Below are 21,268 nucleotides of genomic sequence, written 5' to 3' on the forward strand. Positions count from 1 at the left end.
CTATTTAAGAAGATCTTAATTGGACTAACATTATTTTCTAATTTTCTATTTTAATAATAAACTAGCACAAAACGTTACCCTTCAAGGAATTTTAGTCTTTTTGATTATCATTTCTTTGGTTTTCCTAAGAAATTACTTCGGTGCAAATTATTTATGGGAGTTCTAATTATTAATATTAATCATCTCCTCTCCTTACAAAATTACGCATATCGCTGCCGCTCGGGCTTTGGAAAATTTCGAGATCAAAATATGGCACCGCAGCCAACAAATGGTCAAAAATATCCGCAGCTACTTCTTCGAATTTCTTTAGTCCTTTTTCTTTAGAGAAAACATAAATTTCAATGGGTAATCCGCTTTCTGTTGCCTGCAGCTGGCGTACCATAAAGGTTAAATCGGTATTGATATGTGGATTGCTTTCGAGGTATTTCTCTGCATATACCCTAAAAGTTCCAATATTTGTCATATGGCGGCCATTCACCAGGTTATTCGGATCTACTGTGTTCTCGGCATTAAAACGCTCAATAAAAGCCTGGGTTTCTTTAAGGTAATCTTTCAAAAAATCAATACGCTGCAACCTTCCGATCAATTCATCATCGCAGAATTTAATGCTCGAAATTTTAATATTAATGTGCCGTTTAATCCTACGTCCTTCACTTTCTTCCATCGCCCGCCAGTTTTTAAACGATTCACTCACAATAGCATAACTTGGCACAATGGTTACTGTTTTATCCCAATTTCGCACTTTAATGGTGGTTAAATTGATTTCGGTTACTTCGCCATCGGCACCATATTTTTCTACGGTAATCCAATCGCCCACCCGAACCAGGTCAATGGCACTCATCTGTACCGAAGCCACAAAACCCAAAATAGGATCTCTGAAAATCAAAATAAAAACAGCGGTTACTGCACCAAAACCACCAAAAACATACAATGGTGATTCGCCAAGTATGATTGATAGAATAAGTACAAAACCAACAATGTAAAATACAATTTTGGCTACCTGTTTGTAACTTCTTATGGGTTTATCGGCATATTTCTTTGAAGATTCCATGATGGAAACCAAAGCATTTAGAAATGCATTAATAGCAAACATCACAGCTAAAACCATGTAGATCTTAGCAAAAATCAAGGCGTAAAAAAGCCAGATTTTAAAATCGATAAATAAATAAGGAACTACATTGTAAATAATATAAGCACCAAATATTAAAGCAAACGCCCTAAAAACACGGAATTCGAAGAGTGCTTTTTGCCAATCTGATTTTGTTTTGGCACTTTTTACTACTCCAATAAAAACCTGCCGGGTAAGAAATATCGTAACGTATAAAAATAAAATAACGCCGATCAGTCCGATAAAAAAGTAAGAATAAATGAGTTCGCTACCAGTAAAGCCTTTGCCTGCCAGCCAGTTTTTAAGTTCGTTAAATAGGGTTTGAAACTCCGGGATATTCATTAAAGCAATTTATGATTTATTGATGAAAAAATTAAATGGTGCCAGATAAAGCAAAATAGTTTGTAAAACACAAACCATGTTAATCCCTTGGTCTGTGTCCTCACAGACAGAACACGAAATAATTTCACATATATATACTTTATACTAGTCTGTGAAGACACAGACCAGGGAATAGAAAGCAAGATAGTTTGTAAAACACAAACCATGATAAATCCTCAGTCTGTGTCCTCACAGACAGAACATGCAATAATTTCACATATTTATACTTTATACTAGTCTGTGAATACATAGACCAGGGCATGATGATATAAGTAAATGATTATGAAATCCTCGGTCTATTTACTAACAGACAAAAAAGAAATGAATTTACTAACTTATAATTTATGCTGGTTTGTGAAGACACAGACCAGGGAATAATGATTAAAGTAAAATGATTTTGAAAAACAGTCTCGTTCCAATTTAAACCTTTTCTACCCAATTGCCATCATCTTTGATAATATCAATCAATTCATCAAGGGCATAAGCTGTGGTTACATTTTTCTTTACTACTTCTTTACCACGGTATAAAGTAATTTTATCAGGCCCTGTGCCAACATAGCCATAATCAGCATCGGCCATTTCGCCTGGCCCGTTTACGATACAACCCATTATGCCGATTTTGATGCCTTTTAAATGGTCGGTACGTGAGCGGATCAGTTGTGTGGTTTCTTGCAAATCGAAAAGGGTTCTACCACAGCTGGGGCATGAAATATATTCTGTTTTACTGATGCGTGTACGTGTAGCCTGCAAAATACCAAAACTGGTAGCGTTGATTAAGGATAGGTTTTGTCCTTCTGCATCAATCCATACCCCATCTCCAAAACCATCGGTAAATAAAGCACCAATATCGGTGGCGGCATAAAGCATTAAATGATCTGCATCAGCATTCTGGTAAGTTCTTTTTATAATTATCGGCACTTTGATATCTTGCTGTTGTAAAGCAACAAAGAATGCCCTCTGTTCGGCCATTCCGTGAACAGCAGAAGTTTTTAGGATGAGAACAACGTTACTAAACTGGTTAATTTCTAAACCGGTTAATTGTGCCGCATCAACTTCAACAAAGTTTAAAAATTGATCTTTATCATTAGCAGTGTTAAATTCTTCTAAAGAGAATAACGGATGACAGTTGTTTTTATCTTGGAGCTTTAGCCAGGTTTGGTAATTGTAAACCTGCTTCAAATTGCCAGGAAAAGAGAATGAAGGCAAATTATCGCCCAAATAAGCTAAATCACAAGCCTGATCGGCTAAATTGTATTTATCTAATCCTGCGCTGTAATTATAACCAACAGCACTTAAAAAGTAAGGATCTTTTAAATTTTCTTTAGAAACATCGATCATCACTACCGGATGATGATGCCCGCCGATGTGTTGTACAGGTGTAGTTATGCGGCGATTGTACTCGTAAGGGGAATAAGTTGGGCGTTGGGCGTTGGGAGTTGGCGCATTTGCAGGCGACTCAAAACTTTGAACTCCATGCTCCGAACTCCTTTTAGAGTAGCGGTCTGCCAGGGCTTTTGCAACCGGGGCTTCAAATTCAGGATCTTCTGTTAACGAAACGCGGATGGTATCGCCTAAGCCATCTTCTAATAAAGTACCGATACCAACAGCTGATTTAATCCGACCATCTTCGCCATCACCAGCTTCGGTAACACCCAAATGCAGCGGGTAGTTCATCCCCTCTTTTGCCATAGTATCTACCAGCAAACGGTAAGCTTGCACCATTACCTGGGTATTACTGGCTTTCATTGAAATTACCAGGTTATAGTAATTCTGATCTTCGCACATGCGGATAAATTCCATTGCAGATTCGACCATGCCCCGTGGGGTATCGCCATAATGACTCATAATCCTGTCGGACAGTGAACCATGATTGGTACCGATACGCATGGCCGTACCATACTCCTTACAGATTTTAACTAAAGGAATAAATTTTTTATAAATCCTGGCCAGCTCTGCATTGTAAGCATCCTGGGTGTATTCCATATTTTCGAATTTCTTTTTATCTGCATAGTTACCCGGGTTAACCCTTACTTTTTCTACAATTCGGGCGGCCATTTCGGCTGCATTAGGGGTAAAATGGATATCGGCAATTAATGGCACATTATAGCCACGGAAACGGAGTTCTTTTTTAATATTGGCCAGATTTTCAGCTTCCTTGATGCTAGGGGCAGTAATACGCACATATTCGCAACCCGATTCTACCATACGGATGGTTTGCTCAACCGTACCTAAAGTATCCATTGTATCGGTGGTAGTCATTGATTGAATCCGGATTGGGTTATGCCCTCCCAATGCAATATCGCCAATATTTACCTCGCGGGTTAAATACCTTGAATAAGTTGTTAAACTGTTGCAATATCCGCCAGCCAGATCATGTTTTGCCAATATATTTTCCATCTGTTTGCAAAGATAAGGATTGTTGGAATGTTTTAATGTTGGAATGTTGTAATTAAATCGGTTGGTATATCAGTTCAAGGTAGCAACACCCTCCTATTTTTGAACTGAAATATAGCGTACAGCCAAATTAATTATAATGATGCAATAGGCTCCGTTTTTCTAATTAAATCAACCTGTCTTTTATCACCAACGTATTGGCTGCAATATCGTGCCAACACTGATTTTTCTTGTTTAAAAAGCTATACAGATAACCGAAGAAAACAGGAATTACAGATAAAATCTTAGAAAAGTTCCTAATTAAAGAAATGCCAAAAGAAACCCGGCTGCCTTCTAAATCTGTTACTTTGATACTGAGTAGTTTTTTACCAATAGTTGCCTGATTTTTGGTCGCTTCAGCAATGCTCCCATAAATCAGTTTAATGATAAATATTGATGGAAATGGAATTAGAAAAGCCATTATCCGCTGATCTTTACCTTCTATAAAGAGAAAACTCGTTAAAATAATGACGGTATAAAACCCAAAAATGATAAAATGATCAATTACCGTAGCCAGCAAACGTTGATCGAAAGCAGCAAAGTATTGGGGAGCAGTTTTTTGATAGCTAAAACCCAAAAGCTCACGCAATTCGGAAATTGCATGAGCTTCTTTATAATCGTCCATTCCGGGTTTGCGTATAAAAGTATTCGCAGTAATGTTTAAATCTTTCAGTTCGTTTAAACTATACGGCCCTTGTGGCTTACCATTAATTACTACGGTGTATTGATCAGCATTCATTAGATAGGATCGGGATTGTTTGGATTTAGGATTTCAGGATTAAAGCGCTGTTAAGACTTCAGTTCGCGAAGTCTAAGCCTAAGCCTAAGCCTTCCACCCTCAAACCTTCAACTTTCTAATATCTGCTTACTTCAAAGTTACTCAATCCACCATCTAAATTAATAAAGATTTTTTTAGCGGAAGTTTTATAATTAGAAGTCTCGTAAACCCCATCGCTCAATTTCTCAAATCCGTCGAAATCTTTAGCCGATAAACCTGTTTTAGTTTTAATTCTACAACCCGAATTGGTAGGTACTTTAATTTTTACATCGGCTACGCCAGATTTTACGATTACATCGGTTATGGGTAATAAATCGCCAAATTTAATATCCAAAGCCGCTGCACCACCATCAAAACGGAAAGTTCGCACTTTGTAACCGGCAAAATCGAAATTTGCTTCGCCTGCACCTAGTTTCATTAAAATATCCCAATTCGCTTCTTTGTTCAACTTAAAATCCACGTCATTTCCACTATCTCCAAAATTCCATTTGTTCTTTTTATCATTCATTTGGAAAGTAAGCACCGTTGCGCTATCAGTAAGTACTTTTTTTAATGAAAAATTACCGTGTTTTTTCTTTACGTCAGCACTGATCAATTGTGAAGTTTCACCATCAAGGTTAAAAGAAATACCCCCTCCAGAAATGTTCAATATTGTTTTTTTGGCATTATCAGTGGCTACAAACGCCTCTGATAAACTTGAATGAAAGCTTGTTGTATCCTGGTCATCGTCGTTGTCATTATCGTTATCATCATCATTGCGATCGATGTTCACATCAATGTCCCTTTTAAAATGCCGTCCCCACCAATTTCCGTTTTCTGGTACCTGCTGCCCTTTATAAAAAAGAAAAGCCAATGCCACAACCAAAACACCAATGGAAATCATGCTTCCTGTTTGTGAGTTGTTTTTATTAAACAATATATTTAAACCTGCGATAATTAAAAACACTGGCCAAAAGCTCCATACATTGCGCCAATAAAAATCGATTACGCCAAAATTTTCGAGTAGAAGTACACCACCAATAAAAAGCAGGATAATACCCCATATTAATCTATCTAATTTCATTTTATTTATACTTGAGGGTTAGGGGATGTTGAATTGTCGTCTTTATTAACCGGGGTTGAAGGCTCATTTTCTGGAACAACACCAGAAAAATCGGCTGTTTTTTGCTGTTCTGCTTCTTGCTGACTTTGAAAAGCTGCCCAATCATTTTTTCTTTTTGATTTAGCGATGATACTAACGCCTAAAGCAATGAATATTAATGGCCACATGTACCTGAATAAATTGCGGATACTAAACCATTCCGGTATAAAATCCATTTCACGCATCAGGAAAAAGCATCCAATTACCAGTAGCAATAATCCACCGATTGTACGGCCGGTATCGTTTGATTTATTGAGTTTACCAAAATCGGCCTGTGTTTCAAAAGGTGTTTTCGTGCTTCCATCAACAGGCTGTGTCCAATTGGTATTTCCCTGGTTGGTTGGGCCGGCAAATGAATCTGCATTTCCAAATGGCGGTGTATTTGGTGTTTTATTACCGAAGTAATCATTAAATTTTGAGAATCTTGCTGCCGGATCGTTATTCACCGGAACAATAATCCACATAATAATATAGGCAATTAAGCCACCTCCAGCCATAAATATAGCCGATAATGCAAACAATAATCTAATTATGGTAACCTCTACCTGCATATAATCTGCAAGTCCTGAAGCTACACCGGCAATCATCTTATCGTGTTCGTTTCTAAAAAGCTTCTTTTCCATAACGTTGTTCATTTTGTGTTAAAAATCGAGCGGGGTAATCAAAACCTCATCTACGTTTACACCTTTACTTAAGTTTAAAATGGTGAATAATGTTTCTGCAATATCCTCAGGCTGTACAAATTTTTCGTCGGGGATGGTTGTTCCTTCCCAGGAAGAAGTTTTTGTAGAACCTGGCAAAAACGCAGTTACTTTAACGTTATGAGGGGCTAACTCTTGCCGCAATACATGATTAAGACTTAACATCGCTGCTTTTGTTACACTATAACTGCCACCATTTTTTACTGGTGCCTTACTCGCTACCGAACAGATGTTAAATATATGGCCACGCCTTGCTGAGCGCATTTTTTTTCCGAAAAATTTGCTGGTATAATAGCTGGCATTCGTATTTAAATGTTGCTGTTTTTCAAATGTGGCATCATCTTCATCAAGCAGGCTACCGGGTAAAAAAATCCCCACATTGTTTACCAGAACGGTTACATCATCAAAATTTATTCCATCGGCATTTAAAAAAGCGTACACATCATCTTTAACTGTAAAATCTGCCGCATGGGTAAAAATGGCATTCCCATAAGGTGTTAATTCTTCTTCAAGTATCTTAAGATCACTTTTACCTCTTGCAACTAAAATTAAATGATATCCATTTTGCGCCAATTTAATTGCGATGGCTCTGCCAATTCCCTTAGTTGCGCCAGTTATTACAGCTTTCATCTTTTGTGGTTTAATTTTTGTTGACAAAAAACCATATTTATATTCAAAACCACGAATATTTTTGTAATTAGCGAAGAGCGTCAACTTTTTTATCGTTTCTTTGTAGTAGTATAAGAATGATCATTTAAATTAAGCAAATACATACGGAATGAATTTTACCAATTTCGGCAGATACATCCTGCTACTCAAGTCTGTATTCAGAAAGCCGGAAAAACTGAAAATATACCTGAAAGAAATCGCCAAGCAAATGGATTATGTTGGCGTGGGCTCTTTAGGCTTAATTGCCATTATCTCTACTTTTATTGGTGCAGTAATGACTTTACAAATTGCTTTCCAGCTGGTAAGTGATTTTATTCCAAAAACAATTATCGGTTCTGTTAACAGGGATTCGAGCATTTTAGAGTTAAGTCCAACCATTAGTGCAATTGTACTGGCTGGAAAAATCGGCTCTGCCATTTCATCAGAAATTGGTTCGATGCGTGTTACCGAGCAAATTGATGCCTTAGAAATTATGGGTATTAATGCACCGGGCTACTTAATTCTTCCTAAAATTATTTCTGGCATAACCATGGTACCTATGTTGGTAATCATATCTATGTTTTTGAGTATTTCTGGTGGGTATATTGGTGGTTCAATTTCGGGTGCGGTTACTCCTGCAGAATACATTCAGGGTATTACAACTGATTTTAATCCTTACACCATCACTGTTGCCCTTGTTAAAGCATTTGTATTTGGTTTTATTATTACATCAGTACCTGCTTACGAAGGTTTTTATGTTCGTGGTGGTGCTTTAGAGGTATCGCAGGCCAGTACCAGAGCAGTTGTAATTAGCTGTATCTCTATTCTTGTTTGCGATTATTTAGTTACTCAACTTTTATTGTAATGATCGAAATTAAAGATATATATAAATCATTCTCCGGCAACGACGTATTAAAAGGCATTTCGGGTAAGTTTGAAGAAGGCGTAACCAATTTAATTATCGGTGGTTCCGGATCAGGAAAAACTACCCTGTTAAAATGTATGGTGGGTTTACATCAGCCAGATTCGGGTTCGGTATTATACGATGGCAGGGATTTTACACCGATGACCTACGAACAAAGGATTGAAGTACGGAAAGAAATCGGAATGCTTTTTCAGGGTTCGGCCTTGTTCGACAGTATGACTGTTGAAGAAAACATCATGTTTCCTTTAAATATGTTCACCGATCAAAGCAGAAAAGAAAAGCTCGAAAGGGTTGATTTTTGTTTGGAGCGCGTTAACCTTGCAGGTAAAAACAAGTTGTTTCCGGCAGAATTATCAGGAGGGATGAAAAAACGTGTGGGTATTGCACGTGCCATTTCAATGAATCCAAAATACTTATTCTGTGATGAGCCAAACTCGGGCTTAGATCCAAAAACTTCGATCGTTATTGATGAACTGATCCAGGAAATTACGGAAGAATACAAAACCACAACCATTGTAGTTACCCACGATATGAACTCGGTTATGGGTATTGGCGATTATATTTTGTTTTTGCATGAAGGAAAGAAATTCTGGGAGGGCAGCAATAAGGAAATCGCACATACCGATATTAAAGAATTAAACGATTTCGTATTTGCCAGTCGCTTTATGAAAGCTGCAAAAGATAAGTTTTAATAAAATTTTTATATTTGTATATGACTACGGCCACTACAAATATCATTCATAAATTGGAAACCTTACCAGAAAGTATGGTAAACGAAGTAGAAGATTTTGTTGATTTTTTAAAAGCTAAACATTCGAAGAGCTTTCCTAAATCGGCAAGCGAAAAAACGAATATTGTTGAAGAACCAAAAAGCTTATATGGCGCTGCAAAAGGAACAATTCTTTATATTTCTGATGATTTTAATGATCCGGTAACTTGCTAATAAATAAAATCGTCATTGCGAGGCACGAAGCAATCTCCTTCTGTATATACTAGTGCATCAAGATTTCTTCACTACTCGCAATGACGTCCTACACAAATAATACATGATACAATTACTTGCCCCCACCCATTGGAAAGATTATGAACTGATTGATTGCGGGGATTTTGAAAAATTAGAACGTTTTGGAAATGTAACCCTTATCCGTCCGGAACCGCAGGCCGTATGGAAAAAAACGTATTCGGAACAGGATTGGAAAAAAACAGCTAACATTACTTTCAGAGGCCGTTCCGCAACTTCAGGCGAATGGGTAAAGAAAAACCAATCTATCCCTGATCGTTGGCATGTAGAATATAAAAATGATGAGGTGGCGATAAAACTCCGCCTGGGTTTAACTTCTTTTAAACATGTTGGCGTATTTCCTGAGCAGGCTGTAAACTGGGATTTTATATCTTCATCAATCAAAAAATTTAAAACTCCTCAGCCTAAAGTTTTAAATCTTTTCGCATATACTGGTGCAGCTTCATTAATTGCAAATGCAGCGGGTGCAGAAACAACGCACGTTGATTCGATTAAACAAGTGGTTACCTGGGCAAATGAAAACCAGGAACTTTCGGGCCTGAAAGATACCCGCTGGATGGTTGAAGACGCATTAAAGTTTGTAAAAAAAGAACTAAAAAGAGGTAAAAAATACAATGGAATCATTCTCGATCCACCAGCATATGGCCATGGCCCAAATGGTGAGAAATGGAAACTTGAAGATCATATTCAGGAAATGATGCAGGATGTTGTACAATTATTAGATGAAAGAGAACATTTTCTGATTCTTAATACCTATTCTCTTGGTTTCTCATCTGTAATTGTAGAAAATTTAATCCGTACATCTTTTCCTTCGGTCAAAAATCTTGAAACCGGAGAACTTTTTTTACAGGCTACATCAGGCATTAAATTGCCATTGGGCGTTTTTGGCAAATTCTGCAATGTGTAAATGTTGATTACTTTATTTTAAACTACCAGATTTCCAACCTACTTTCATCAAAGCAGAATCGGAAAACTGTTCTAAATTTTAATTCTATAATATATCTATGAAATTCCCTCAATTAGCAGGCACAATTATCCTGGGATTTGCCGCAATCAGCTTGTTTGCCAACTGTAATTCAGACGGCAAGGGCAGCAACGGCATTGGTAAAATCTTCTCTACTGATTCGACTAAAAAGAAAACAGATTCAACAGCGAATGTAATGAAACCTGTTGACCCTAAACTTTACGATTCATTGGTAAAAAAGCTAGCGAATGGCGATACCACTGGAAGGTGGCCTGTAAAAAAACAACCATATCCTTTAACCGGAGCCATTTTGCCTTTTAAACGCATTGTTGTTTATTATGGAAATTTACACTCTAAAAAAATGGGTGCGTTGGGCGAATATGCACCAAAAGAAATGTGGCAGCGCCTAAATGCCGAAGTAAAACATTGGGAAAAAGCAGATCCAACTACCCCGGTGCAGCCAGGTTTGCATTATATTGCTGCTGTAGCAAGCGGAACACCTGGTAAAGATGGAAAATACATCAATAGAATGGGTAACAAACAGATTGATTCTGTATTGAAAATTGCTAAAATGCAACCAAATACCATTGTATTTTTAGATCTTCAGGTAGCATTAAGCACCATCAAAGCTGAATTGCCTCATATTGAAAAATACCTCGAGCTACCTTACGTTCATTTAGGTATCGACCCTGAATTTTCGATGAAAGATGGAACGTTGCCAGGAAAAAAAATCGGAACTTACGATGCTGCTGATGTTAACTATGTAACTGGCTATTTGGCTGACATTGTAAAAAAATACAATTTGCCTCCAAAAGTATTTGTTTTACACCGCTTTACTAAGAAAATGGTAACCAATTCGGCAAGTATTAAACTTCGTCCAGAAGTGCAGGTTGTGGTACACATGGATGGATGGGGCGAACCTGAATTAAAAAAAGGTACTTACCGCCACTTTATACAAGGAGAACCTGTACAGTTTACAGGATTTAAATTATTTTATAAAAATGATTTAAAGAAAGATCCTAAACGCTTAATGACTCCAGAGGAGCTGTTAAAGCTTACTCCAAAACCGATATACATTCAATATCAATAAAATGTATTTAACGCCTGTGATTAAAATCATAGGCGTTTTTATTTAAATCAAACAATCAGCTCTCAACATGAAAAATCTTATTACGCTTACCTGCGCACTATTTTTAATTTATACATCTGGCATAGCCCAGGAGTTAAAAACTTCAAAATCGCTTAAATCAGCTTTAGAACAATCATCAACAGCAAAAAAACCTGTGTTATTAATTGTGGATGTTATTGGAATACCGAAACCGACCAATTTACCACCCAATGTAAAAGTTAATTTTAAATCAGGCTTGGAAGATCAGGAAGTTATCAACAGCATAAATGAAAACTTTGTTGTTTATAAAACTAAAATGACTGATACCACCATCAGATCAATACTTGGAAAATCGAATATAAGATCGTTTCCTGCATATGTTTTTCTACGCGCTAACAAAGAAGTATTTTTTAAAGATTTTGGCAATTCTCCAGATAAGCAAAAATATACCACACTAATCGATAGCGCATTGATGGCATTCAAAAGCGAGTCTATTTCTGACTTGGAAACAGCATTTAATGCTGATAAAAACAATAATGCTTCGCTAGTAAAGCTTATTGATGCTAGAAAGAAGGTTGGGATAATGAATAATGCTGAACTTATTGAACAGTATGCAAATAATTTGAAGATTGGTGATTTCAACAACTATAAAAATGTATTGTATATCCTGGAAGCTGGCCCTTACAGTGATGGAAATGCGTATAAACTAGCTTACACCAACCGTAAAATTGTAGATAGCATTTATAAAACGGAACCGGTTCAAAAAAGGGTGGCAATTAATAATGCAATCATTTCCAATACGATGGCAGAAGCTGCAAAGAATAAAAATGTTGCTAAAGCCTACGCAGGAGCAAATTTTGCCAGAAATACCTGGACCAGAGATTACAGAGGTGGAGAAAAAGCGTACAACAACCAGATTTTATGGTATTATAGCACAGTTAAAGATACTACCAGTTATTTAAAGACAGCCAGTTATTTTTACGACAGTTTTTATATGAATATCAGTGCTGACAGTATTAAAAAAATTGAAATAAAAGAGCGCGAAGCTTTTACAAAAACGCACTTCCCTACCACTAATAATCCCGTTTCTAAGGAAAAGATGGATAGTTTAAAAAAAATCCCAGGAAAAGTTATTTATACCCAATCGGTTACTTCTTTCAATAGTTCATCAAATTCATATGCAAATGAATTAAACAATGCTGCCTGGAAATTTTATGAAACAGGCACTAAAAATCTTAATTACCTGAGCAAAGCAATGATTTGGAGTAGAAGATCAATAGAACTAAAACCAATTGCTGGATATTACGATACTTTAGCGCACATTCTTTACCGCATGGGTTATAATGAAGAGGCTATTAAAACGCAAGAAATTGCAATAGAAAAAGCTAAGAGCGAAAAAACCCAGACCACACAATTGGAATCGGAGCTAAAAAAAATAAAGGCTAAAACACTTTAATTTATTGAATATTACAATCAGCCCGGATTGTAAATAATTACTTCATAGCAATACGAGGAAGTTTATTAATTATATTATTTTGAGCTTGTCGAAATACCAGAATAGGTATAAATAAGTTCTTCGGCAAGCTCATGATGATAAATCTAAAATCATGATACAGCTTCCTTTTATTTGTCCTCTAATTTATCGTTAACGAAAGTTAATAGTTTGCGAAATAACCTATAAATACTATATTCATCTTTAGGGAACCATAGCTTTAAAACTTATAAGAATAATCGGTTACTGATGATACCTTGAATATCAAAAAAATGTCTTTTTTTGATAATTAAATTAAAACTGGAATAGATTTTAGATAAGTAGTATATGGAAACAGCAACATTTGGGGGAGGCTGCTTTTGGTGCACCGAAGCCGTATTTCAGACGTTAAACGGAGTGAGCCAGGTTACATCAGGTTACATGGGTGGCGAATTGAAGCACCCTACCTATATGGAAATTTGTAATGGCAATACCGGGCATGCAGAAGTTATACAGATTATATTTGATGAAAGTATTATTTCTTTTAGCGAGCTTTTACTCATATTCTTTAAAACGCATAACCCAACAACCTTAAACAGGCAGGGCAATGATATCGGTACGCAATACCGTTCGGTAATTTTTTATGAAAATGAAGATCAAAAAAAACAGGCTGAAACAATGATTGCCGAGCTAAATAGCGAGAAAGTATTCGACAAACCAATAATTACTGAGATTTTACCTATTGCAGAATTTTATGAGGCTGAAGATTATCATCAAAATTATTTCAGCGAAAACCAAGGCAAGCCCTATTGTGCATTCGTAATACAGCCAAAACTAAATAAATTTGTTAAAGATTTTAAAGATAAGATTAAGCCTGAACTTCTCGAATAATTAACTTTCGAAAGTAAGTAAGGCATGCTGACTTGCCGTATGTATATCACGCCAAACGCGATTTATCTCTGAATCTTTTTTTGCGGCCTCCAAACCACAGTATGGGAATAATACGGCAGCAACTTTCCAACAGGCATGAGCCAATTTGCGGCTCGCAGCACTAACTTCTGCCAGTTTATCTTCTGCAATATTACCATCATTCACCAGGGTGCTCCACGATTCATCAAATGCGCTATAGAACCTTGCTCTAAGATCTTGAATCTCTTCCTTGCAACGATTTAACTCATCATTAAAGAACAAAACCTGTTGATGGGTATATCTTTTCAACCCTGTACGTAAATTAAAAGCAGTTTCTACCAATTTAATAAAATGATTCGTCATACCCAGGGTATTTACGGTTAGCGTGGTTTCTGCAAGTTGTAAGAAGGGATAATCAAAACCCGAATCTGCAATTTCAATGTCTTGATTAATCTTAAAAGTCCTGTTTATGGGTACATGTAAATCCTTTACTTCAAAAGCATGGCTTCCGGTGGCAATTAAACCGAAGTAAGACCATCCGGCTAAAATATTTACCTCCTCTTTTTTTAGGATAAAAGATTTAATTTCAGGTACCCCCTTTTCATCCAAAAGGTCATCGCCGTGTTCATTTTTAAGTATACAGTTGGCTGTAAATACAGTGGCATGTAAAGCACCACTGGCGTAATTCCACCTGCCGTTTAAAAGGTAGCCCGTTTCAGTTTTAATTGCTACACCACCAACAGCCCCGCTCCCGGCAAAGCAAACTTCTCGATCGGCTAGTATTTCCGCAGCGAGTTCAGGATTTAAAAAACCTGCAAACCAGGCGGCTCCTGCACAAAGTGTAACTGTCCAGCCTAAACTACCATCGGCTTCGGCAAGTTCTTCCTCTAACCTCAAAATTTCAGGAAGCTTTCTATTTGGCCCACCATAAACCTCCGGAACAAAAAGTTTAAACCAGTTTTCCTGGTAAGCCAGTTCCAGAATTTCGGGGTGAAGTTTTCCCATTTCTTCTGAAAGAGCAGCATATGCTTTCACTTTTTCCTGCCAGGTATTAGTTAATGTTTCTTGCATGTTAACTTAATTAAGCCGGTTTTAATCTGCTTTTATTGATGATCTTTTTCCAATCTAAATACCCAAAAATGGCAACAACAAATAAAAAGGTAGTTAAGCATGCCATTAAAGGCAATTTTTTATGAAAAAGCAGTGGAATTGCTACGATGTTGGAGATATTAAGAAAAATCCAGTTTTCTATTTTGCGTTTGGCCAAAAGCCACATGCCAGCCCAGGCTGTTGATGAAACAAAGGCATCGAATAATGGCACATCCGAATCGGTATAATGCCTTAAGATGAGGTAGAGTACCCCAAACCCAATAACTGAGATTAAAACAGCAATGGTTAATTCTTTATTGCTCGACCATGAAACCTGGTTTTCTCCATCCAGCTTTCTTTTCTTCCAGATGATCCAGCCGTAAATGCTCATCGTGAGGTAATATATATTCAAAAGCACTTCTGCATATAACTTAACGTCCAACAGTAAATACATCCACAATAGGACAGAAATTATCCCAGTTGGATATAGCCAAATGCTGTTTTTCTTTGCTAATAAAACTTCAGAAACCCCAAAACCAACAGCCAACCATTCTATTAAAGAAGTGTGTAAAATCTGCTCCTGAAAAAGCTTAAACCAATCTTGAAAATTCATTTACAATATTTTGCCACAAGGCAGGTAAAAATAAATTGAAGCCTGTTTTCGGGGCGAAACAGTACGGTATCTTTTTAACCTCTTCCTACGTCGGCATTACCCGCATCAGGTTCATTAGAAGGGATAAGGTTTGAGGTGTAAGGTTAAATACTATACCTTAAACCATATGGCTTAAACCTCTAAATGGGTATAATCTCAGCAAATTGATGGCAACAGAAATTGCAGCATCAAAAAGCACCCCTTTGAGCAAGGCAAATATAGTTTTAAAAATGAAATGTTTTGATTGAAATGTGAAGAGTTGTCAACTTTCTTGCCACCAGGACATTAAAGTTAACAACGCTCAAATTTATTTAGAATAACCCCAACTGTCCTTTGTCATCAATTTCGATATCATCCGGATTGGTGATCTCAAAACCTATCTTTTTAGCAGGTTTTTCTTCTGTTTCTGGTTTATCTCCGGTTTTAACCGGTTTATTTTCTTTCTCAGGTTTATTTTCAGCCTTCGTTTCTTCCTTTTTAACAGATTTTTCAACTACAGCAGGCTTTTCTTTTACCCCTGGTTTTTCTTGTTTAACTACAGGTGCTTCTTCAGGCTCTTCAGTCCGCTCGAATTTCGGTTTTGGCTTTTCTGCCAATGGTTTTTCAAGCGTTTCATTTTCAGCTGTTTCCTCTTTAAAATCAACAGAATTTTCTTCTTCAACTACATTTTCTTCATCAACAGATCCATCTTCCGCTTCTGTTTCTGCAGTTGTTTCCTCAATCTCTTCCACCGCTAATTCAGGTTCTTCCAATATCACCTTCTGTACATCATGTGGAGATAAACGGTTACCATTGGCCTTTAATCCTTTTACATCAATCAATTCCGACAATAATAAATCCAATGTTTCCGGAATTTGGGTTTTGCCTTTTAAAACATCAACAATAATTTTCGCACCCGGATTTGAAGTGAGGTACAATAATTTCGACTTCTGCTCCTCACTAATAAAAATTGTTTTCCTGCCGTTAGCCTGCAATTCGAATGTAAAACGCTTAATGAAATAGTTCTGAGCCTTTCCATCAAAATGAACCGCGGCAAAAATCCGCTCAGGATCAAATTTCTGGATCAAAATCAATCCATCATCAAAGTGGTTACTTAACTCGAATGAGCTTAACTCGTAAAAACCATCCTTATGTACCTGCAAAATGCGGTCATCGCCGTCAAATTCGCCAAGGTATTTTCCACGGCCATCTACATTGAGGCGTTTTAACAAATCATCATACCAGATTTTAAGTCCCGATAAAGTAGAAACACCTTTACTTTTCAGAATAATCTTTTTAACCGGATATTTGGAAATAATATTCCCTTGCGAGCCACGACCTTTGATTGCCACTTCGGCAAAATCCTGATCAAACTGAAGTTTACGCAATTTGGAATGCGGTTTCAGGGCTACGTTAACTATTTCAGCCTCACCGTTAGGGTTGGCAGTAAAATACAACACCTTCGAACCTTTCGATCCTTTCGTTAAATCGTATTCCTTATCGCGCGTTACCCCAACTACAGCAAATCTTTTTATATAAGCAGTACCACTAGCACCATCTTTGTAGATCATGTTGTAAATGGTCCGCTCATCATTCTTTTTAAATACCTGTGCGTGTATAATGCCCTTTCCTACAAAGGTTTTATCGGCCACCTTAGTAATGATGCATTTACCATCCTCACGAAAAACAATCACCTCATCAATATCCGAGCAATCTGCCACAAATTCATCCTTACGTAAACCCGATCCGATAAAACCATCCTCACGGTTCATGTACAATTTAACATTCGCAAGTGCCACTTTAGACGCCTCTACCCGATCAAACAAGCGGATTTCAGTTTTACGCTCCCTTCCTTTCCCATATTTATCTTTCAATTTCTGGTACCAGGCAATGGCGTAATCGGTGAGGTGTTTTAAGTGGTTTTTAACAACCTTGATTTCATCTTCAAGATTTTTCATCTGCTCATCAGCCTTTTTCACATCAAAACGGGTGATGCTACTCATTGGCTTATCAATCAGCTTTTTAAAATCCTCAGGTAAAATTTCGCGGTAGAGTGATGGTTTAAACGGATCAAATAAAATGTGTAAAACCTCAACAACAGTGTCGAAATTGCTTGAGTTTTCATATTCAGGATTTTTATACATCCCTTCCTGAATAAATATTTTAAGCAAAGAACTAAAGAAAATCTTTTCCTGCAATTCGTGCAGGCGGATTTCCAGTTCCCTTTTTAGCAGGTGTTTTGTATGCTTAGTATTTTCAATCAGAATATCATTTACACTCAAAAAGAGTGGTTTATCACCCTGAATGATACAGGTATTTGGCGAAATGGATACTTCGCAGGCCGTAAAAGCGTAAAGTGCATCAATGGTTACGTCGGGCGATATGCCGGGAGCCAAATGCACTACAATTTCTACATTGGCAGCGGTATTATCCTCAATTTTCTTAATCTTGATTTTGCCTTTATCATTGGCCGATAAAATACTATCTATCACTGAACCCGTTGTGGTGCTGAACGGAACTTCGGTAATTACCAAAGTTTTTTTGTCTTTTTCAGTTATTTTAGCCCTTACGCGGATTTTACCTCCACGCTGACCTTCATTATAATTCGAGAAATCGGCCATCCCACCAGTAAAAAAATCTGGAAGAATGTTTGGGCGCACATCTTTTAATGCTTCAATTGAGGCATCTAAAAGTTCGATAAAATTGTGCGGCATTACCTTAGTTGCCAAACCTACGGCAATACCTTCTGCACCCTGAGCCAATAACAGTGGAAATTTTACCGGTAAAGTGATGGGCTCATTGTTACGTCCGTCGTAACTCAATTGCCATTCTGTAGTATCCGGATTGAAAACCACATCATTAGCGAATTTTGATAAACGGGCCTCAATGTAACGAGGTGCCGCCGCGCTATCGCCTGTAACCGGATCACCCCAGTTTCCCTGCATATCAATCAGTAAATCTTTCTGACCAATTTGCACCATCGCATCACCAATCGATGCATCACCATGCGGGTGATACTTCATGGTATTACCAATTACGTTGGCTGCTTTATTAAAACGCCCATCATCCATCTCCTTTAAGGAGTGCATAATACGACGTTGAACGGGCTTTAATCCATCATTTATGTGCGGTACAGCCCTATCGAGAATTACATAAGACGCATAATCGAGAAACCAGTTTTCGTATAAACCGTTGATTGGGGTTATGGTATGTTTGTGCTCTTCGTTTACGTTTTGATCTAATTCTTCACTCATTTATTTACAGAAATTGGCAGCCGTAAATATAATAAAAATGATTGCATAGAATAAAGAGAGGTTATTCACATTTCAAAGTGGAAAATTGGTTTTACAGGAATGATTAGGGGAAAATAAAACGGATTTTTTTGATCATTTGTCATTATTCTACCATTTACAGGTTTCAGTAAAGCGTTCGTCATTGTTGTGAGATACGAAGCAATCTTTCATGCTAGTGAGCCTTGCCATAAAGATTGCTTCGTCGGCTGAAAAAGCCTTCTCGCAATGACGATAACCATAGGATATTCATTTCCTTAAAATCATGTCACTCATATTGATTTTTATACAATAGTTATCCCTCAGGATGATGCAGAATCTTATAGCACCAACAATTTAAAAGGCCCCACACATTTGCAAACTATGTATATTGTAAAATCGGTGATTGTTTTTAAGATTAGTAAATCAGGGTTAAATGGCTTTGTTAAAGTTTGTTCCGGCTTTACGATGCGATCTTTTTTGCCTATAGCCCGGCCCCGGGCAGCAAAAAAGGATCTCCTCTGCAATCCGGTTTAGAAAGGCAGTGTTGTGCTGCTATTTAGGGCTGTTAGGCGCATAAAATCAGCCCCGGTCTAAAGGTTGTTGGTTTTGGTATAAGGGTTGTTAGTTTGTGCTAGTAATTGTTTTTTAATGAGCGCTGAATGATTTATTGTTTTAAACTATACAATAGTAAAACTATTTATGCACTTGTTTGAAACGAGCGCAAGCAGGGCAAGGATAATGAATTTATCTTAATGGCAAATCCGAAGGTTTTTCCAATGCGGAGATGATGATTTTACCTAAGCCCGTTTCTAACAGTTAAATTGTAATTAGTCTACCCCCAATAAAACGCCAGAAACATTCCATGCACTCGAACTACCACCTTCGGGCTTGCCCATAGGGATTGTTACTTTCACAGTATGCTTACCAGCCTTTAAATCTCCCAAACTAATCCAATTTGGATTGGTAACTGTGCCGGGGCACCAATTGGAACGACTTAAATCAGACGATGATAAACCTGTTTCAAAATTTCCGGAAGCCGGGTTAGACAATCGGTACGAACCGCAATCCTGTCGCCATGGGGTAAAAGCAAAAGCCTCCTTTTCATCCAGCCAGATGGTATTTTTGCGTGGCACAAACTCATCACCATTGCCCCAGCCACCATGGCCGGTTGTAATGTAACGCAGCCTGGCATCTTTTAAATCTTTGGCTAAAGTGAAAGCAACTTCCAAACCTTTTTCACTGCTAAACATTGTGGCATATTCTTGTCCTGCCATCTCCATTACATTGGTTGAGTTAAACAGGGGCAAAATCACCTCTTTAACTTCTTTCTCTCTCCCGCCATTATGTAATGTAATATTTAACGAAACTTTATGTCCGCCTTTATCATAATTACCAATAAAAACCGCTATCCAAACCTCTTTGCCATTTACTAGGGGGAACAATTCTGATACATCCTGTCTGTAATAAACTTTTTCAGCCCAGGTTTTATCCTTCAGTTTTAAATTATTGTATTTACCAACTCCAAAAGGAGTAAAAAAGCGCATTAATTCAATAACAGGATTATAATTTACGGTGGCAACTACTCCCTGGTATTGCTTTCCGTTACCATTATCATAAATTGGCAGGTCTTTAACAGAATTTTTAAGGGCATCCATCAAACTGATCTGTTTATCTGTAGGAATAATAAAAACCGAGCCCGTTCGATCATAAGCATCACCATTTGATTGTTCAGTTAAATCGACAAAAACATTCGGATTGTTTTTCAGTTCAGGGAATTTAACCTTTCTGGCAATTACAGTTCCTCCCGCAAAGCGAAAAATAGAATCGGTAGATTGCGGTTTTTCAATAAAGTTGATCTGCTCATTATTGAAAACGTTTAAAGTGGTAAACCTGCTCTTCCAGAGTAAATCTTTATAGCTTAATCCATCAGTTAAATTTGCACTGATTTTCTGTATATCAATCACTTTAAACTTTTTAACCTCTTCAATTTTAGTAGCCGTAATAAAGCTGTTGCCATTACGTACCTGCTCTAAAACCAAACCCAGGTTTTGGCCTAAACTGGTTGGCGCAGCTTTAATGCCTGCATCGCTGGTGTACCACAAATCAATCCGGTTGGAATTTACAACCGTTGTAGCCTTTTTACAGGTATAACCTAAAATCACTTTGGTTTCGTTGCTCAATTCAAAAGTTTGCTTACTGATGGCAAGCGTATCTGCAGTGGCAATCTGGTTTTTTATGCTCAAATCTGCCAGCTGAAATAAAATGCCTGCTGGTTTGGTTACAATACTTTGCTCATAGGGATATTTTGCCTTATTATCGAGTATAGCAACATTACTGATTAAATTCTGCGTTGCCGAAGCCAATACCACCATGGCATTCCGGTCTTCTTTCGGTTTCCCATCTGATGATCGGAAATAAGTTATTTTATAGGTAGAGCCACTTTTAAGTACCGCCTGGGCGTTTGCGCCAAAAGAAATCAGAACAGAAAGTATAAGGATGTAGAAATGCTTCATGTGGTTAAAAAAACCAAATATAAGTATAAAAGTCGTAGGTAAGAGGTAAGGAATTGGAAGACGGAATTACGTTCTGATAGGAAAATCGTTATTGCAAACACAATCGACGAAACAATCTTAAAATGATGGCTTTTAGCTACCACATTAAGATTGCTTCGTCGGCTAAAAAAGCCAT

The 21,268-nt window shown here is 37.4% G+C and carries 17 protein-coding genes; 7 read left to right on the plus strand and 10 right to left on the minus strand.

Going from position 1 to position 21,268, the window contains the following annotated elements; translation table 11 throughout:
* Positions 1 to 175: 175 nt before the first annotated feature.
* The 6 genes from ASE74_RS19575 to ASE74_RS19600 all read right to left on the minus strand — a co-directional run bounded on the left by ASE74_RS19575 (position 176) and on the right by ASE74_RS19600 (position 7,172).
* Positions 176 to 1,450 carry a mechanosensitive ion channel family protein gene (locus ASE74_RS19575; RefSeq protein WP_055912728.1) on the minus strand — a complete coding sequence of 425 codons (1,275 nt, stop codon included), beginning with the start codon at positions 1,448 to 1,450 and terminating at the stop codon, positions 176 to 178.
* Positions 1,451 to 1,909: 459 nt separating this feature from the next.
* A complete protein-coding gene (gene ispG / locus ASE74_RS19580; protein ID WP_055912731.1) occupies positions 1,910 to 3,886 on the minus strand; it encodes a (E)-4-hydroxy-3-methylbut-2-enyl-diphosphate synthase in 1,977 nt (658 codons plus the stop codon).
* A gap of 163 nt (positions 3,887 to 4,049) precedes the next feature.
* On the minus strand, positions 4,050 to 4,661 hold the full coding sequence (locus ASE74_RS19585; protein ID WP_055912734.1) for an RDD family protein: 612 nt from the start codon (positions 4,659 to 4,661) through the stop codon (positions 4,050 to 4,052).
* A 115-nt stretch (positions 4,662 to 4,776) separates the two neighbouring features.
* A complete protein-coding gene (locus tag ASE74_RS19590; protein ID WP_055912737.1) occupies positions 4,777 to 5,763 on the minus strand; it encodes a LiaI-LiaF-like domain-containing protein in 987 nt (328 codons plus the stop codon).
* 5 nt (positions 5,764 to 5,768) lie between these two features.
* Positions 5,769 to 6,464, minus strand: a complete 696-nt coding sequence (locus tag ASE74_RS19595) for a PspC domain-containing protein (protein ID WP_082458868.1) — start codon at positions 6,462 to 6,464, stop codon at positions 5,769 to 5,771.
* 18 nt (positions 6,465 to 6,482) lie between these two features.
* Entirely contained in the window at positions 6,483 to 7,172 is a 690-nt protein-coding gene (locus ASE74_RS19600) for an SDR family oxidoreductase (protein ID WP_055912743.1), read from the minus strand.
* Between the two features lie 148 nt (positions 7,173 to 7,320).
* On the opposite strand from ASE74_RS19600, the gene ASE74_RS19605 reads away from it, so the two are divergent.
* From ASE74_RS19605 to msrA, 7 genes are all read left to right on the plus strand, one after another.
* The gene (locus tag ASE74_RS19605; protein WP_010602507.1) at positions 7,321 to 8,055 is read left to right on the plus strand and encodes an ABC transporter permease; all 735 of its coding nucleotides are present in this window, start codon (positions 7,321 to 7,323) and stop codon (positions 8,053 to 8,055) included.
* Positions 8,055 to 8,807 carry an ABC transporter ATP-binding protein gene (locus ASE74_RS19610; RefSeq protein ID WP_025145953.1) on the plus strand — a complete coding sequence of 251 codons (753 nt, stop codon included), beginning with the start codon at positions 8,055 to 8,057 and terminating at the stop codon, positions 8,805 to 8,807. The genes ASE74_RS19605 and ASE74_RS19610 overlap by 1 nt, the downstream gene beginning before the upstream one ends.
* 20 nt (positions 8,808 to 8,827) lie before the next feature.
* Positions 8,828 to 9,058 (plus strand): DUF2281 domain-containing protein, encoded by a 231-nt coding sequence (locus ASE74_RS19615; protein ID WP_055912746.1) that lies wholly within the window; start codon positions 8,828 to 8,830, stop codon positions 9,056 to 9,058.
* A 103-nt stretch (positions 9,059 to 9,161) separates the two neighbouring features.
* The gene (locus ASE74_RS19620) at positions 9,162 to 10,043 is read left to right on the plus strand and encodes a class I SAM-dependent methyltransferase (protein WP_055912748.1); all 882 of its coding nucleotides are present in this window, start codon (positions 9,162 to 9,164) and stop codon (positions 10,041 to 10,043) included.
* Between the two features lie 97 nt (positions 10,044 to 10,140).
* A complete protein-coding gene (locus tag ASE74_RS19625) occupies positions 10,141 to 11,190 on the plus strand; it encodes a hypothetical protein (RefSeq protein WP_055912751.1) in 1,050 nt (349 codons plus the stop codon).
* A 67-nt stretch (positions 11,191 to 11,257) separates the two neighbouring features.
* Positions 11,258 to 12,664: a hypothetical protein gene (locus ASE74_RS19630; protein ID WP_055912754.1), complete on the plus strand. Its 1,407-nt coding sequence runs from the start codon at positions 11,258 to 11,260 to the stop codon at positions 12,662 to 12,664.
* A gap of 363 nt (positions 12,665 to 13,027) precedes the next feature.
* The gene (gene msrA / locus ASE74_RS19635; RefSeq protein WP_055912757.1) at positions 13,028 to 13,570 is read left to right on the plus strand and encodes a peptide-methionine (S)-S-oxide reductase MsrA; all 543 of its coding nucleotides are present in this window, start codon (positions 13,028 to 13,030) and stop codon (positions 13,568 to 13,570) included.
* Here msrA and ASE74_RS19640 read toward each other — a convergent pair whose 3' ends face one another.
* The 4 genes from ASE74_RS19640 to ASE74_RS19655 all read right to left on the minus strand — a co-directional run bounded on the left by ASE74_RS19640 (position 13,571) and on the right by ASE74_RS19655 (position 21,093).
* A complete protein-coding gene (locus tag ASE74_RS19640; protein ID WP_055912760.1) occupies positions 13,571 to 14,659 on the minus strand; it encodes an acyl-CoA dehydrogenase family protein in 1,089 nt (362 codons plus the stop codon).
* A gap of 10 nt (positions 14,660 to 14,669) precedes the next feature.
* Positions 14,670 to 15,290 (minus strand): nicotinamide riboside transporter PnuC, encoded by a 621-nt coding sequence (gene pnuC, locus ASE74_RS19645; protein WP_055912762.1) that lies wholly within the window; start codon positions 15,288 to 15,290, stop codon positions 14,670 to 14,672.
* 350 nt (positions 15,291 to 15,640) lie between these two features.
* Positions 15,641 to 18,562 carry a DNA gyrase/topoisomerase IV subunit A gene (locus tag ASE74_RS19650; RefSeq protein ID WP_055912766.1) on the minus strand — a complete coding sequence of 974 codons (2,922 nt, stop codon included), beginning with the start codon at positions 18,560 to 18,562 and terminating at the stop codon, positions 15,641 to 15,643.
* An 845-nt stretch (positions 18,563 to 19,407) separates the two neighbouring features.
* Positions 19,408 to 21,093, minus strand: coding sequence for a PNGase F N-terminal domain-containing protein (locus tag ASE74_RS19655; RefSeq protein WP_055912769.1), 1,686 nt, complete (start codon positions 21,091 to 21,093; stop codon positions 19,408 to 19,410).
* Positions 21,094 to 21,268 lie beyond the last annotated feature (175 nt).

Origin of the sequence: Pedobacter sp. Leaf216 (assembly GCF_001421515.1) — a bacterium.
In the GTDB taxonomy this organism is placed as follows: domain Bacteria; phylum Bacteroidota; class Bacteroidia; order Sphingobacteriales; family Sphingobacteriaceae; genus Pedobacter.

Bases quoted from the DNA above. Each gene is read 5' to 3' on its own strand.
- ASE74_RS19600 (WP_055912743.1), bottom strand. From the start codon at position 7,172: ATGAAAGCTGTAATAACTGGCGCAACTAAGGGAATTGGCAGAGCCATC.
- ispG (WP_055912731.1), bottom strand. From the start codon at position 3,886: ATGGAAAATATATTGGCAAAACATGATCTGGCTGGCGGATATTGCAAC.
- ASE74_RS19585 (WP_055912734.1), bottom strand. From the start codon at position 4,661: ATGAATGCTGATCAATACACCGTAGTAATTAATGGTAAGCCACAAGGG.
- ASE74_RS19640 (WP_055912760.1), bottom strand. From the start codon at position 14,659: ATGCAAGAAACATTAACTAATACCTGGCAGGAAAAAGTGAAAGCATAT.
- ASE74_RS19630 (WP_055912754.1), top strand. From the start codon at position 11,258: ATGAAAAATCTTATTACGCTTACCTGCGCACTATTTTTAATTTATACA.
- msrA (WP_055912757.1), top strand. From the start codon at position 13,028: ATGGAAACAGCAACATTTGGGGGAGGCTGCTTTTGGTGCACCGAAGCC.
- ASE74_RS19615 (WP_055912746.1), top strand. From the start codon at position 8,828: ATGACTACGGCCACTACAAATATCATTCATAAATTGGAAACCTTACCA.
- ASE74_RS19655 (WP_055912769.1), bottom strand. From the start codon at position 21,093: ATGAAGCATTTCTACATCCTTATACTTTCTGTTCTGATTTCTTTTGGC.
- ASE74_RS19650 (WP_055912766.1), bottom strand. From the start codon at position 18,562: ATGAGTGAAGAATTAGATCAAAACGTAAACGAAGAGCACAAACATACC.
- ASE74_RS19590 (WP_055912737.1), bottom strand. From the start codon at position 5,763: ATGAAATTAGATAGATTAATATGGGGTATTATCCTGCTTTTTATTGGT.
- ASE74_RS19575 (WP_055912728.1), bottom strand. From the start codon at position 1,450: ATGAATATCCCGGAGTTTCAAACCCTATTTAACGAACTTAAAAACTGG.
- pnuC (WP_055912762.1), bottom strand. From the start codon at position 15,290: ATGAATTTTCAAGATTGGTTTAAGCTTTTTCAGGAGCAGATTTTACAC.
- ASE74_RS19605 (WP_010602507.1), top strand. From the start codon at position 7,321: ATGAATTTTACCAATTTCGGCAGATACATCCTGCTACTCAAGTCTGTA.
- ASE74_RS19625 (WP_055912751.1), top strand. From the start codon at position 10,141: ATGAAATTCCCTCAATTAGCAGGCACAATTATCCTGGGATTTGCCGCA.
- ASE74_RS19595 (WP_082458868.1), bottom strand. From the start codon at position 6,464: ATGGAAAAGAAGCTTTTTAGAAACGAACACGATAAGATGATTGCCGGT.
- ASE74_RS19620 (WP_055912748.1), top strand. From the start codon at position 9,162: ATGATACAATTACTTGCCCCCACCCATTGGAAAGATTATGAACTGATT.
- ASE74_RS19610 (WP_025145953.1), top strand. From the start codon at position 8,055: ATGATCGAAATTAAAGATATATATAAATCATTCTCCGGCAACGACGTA.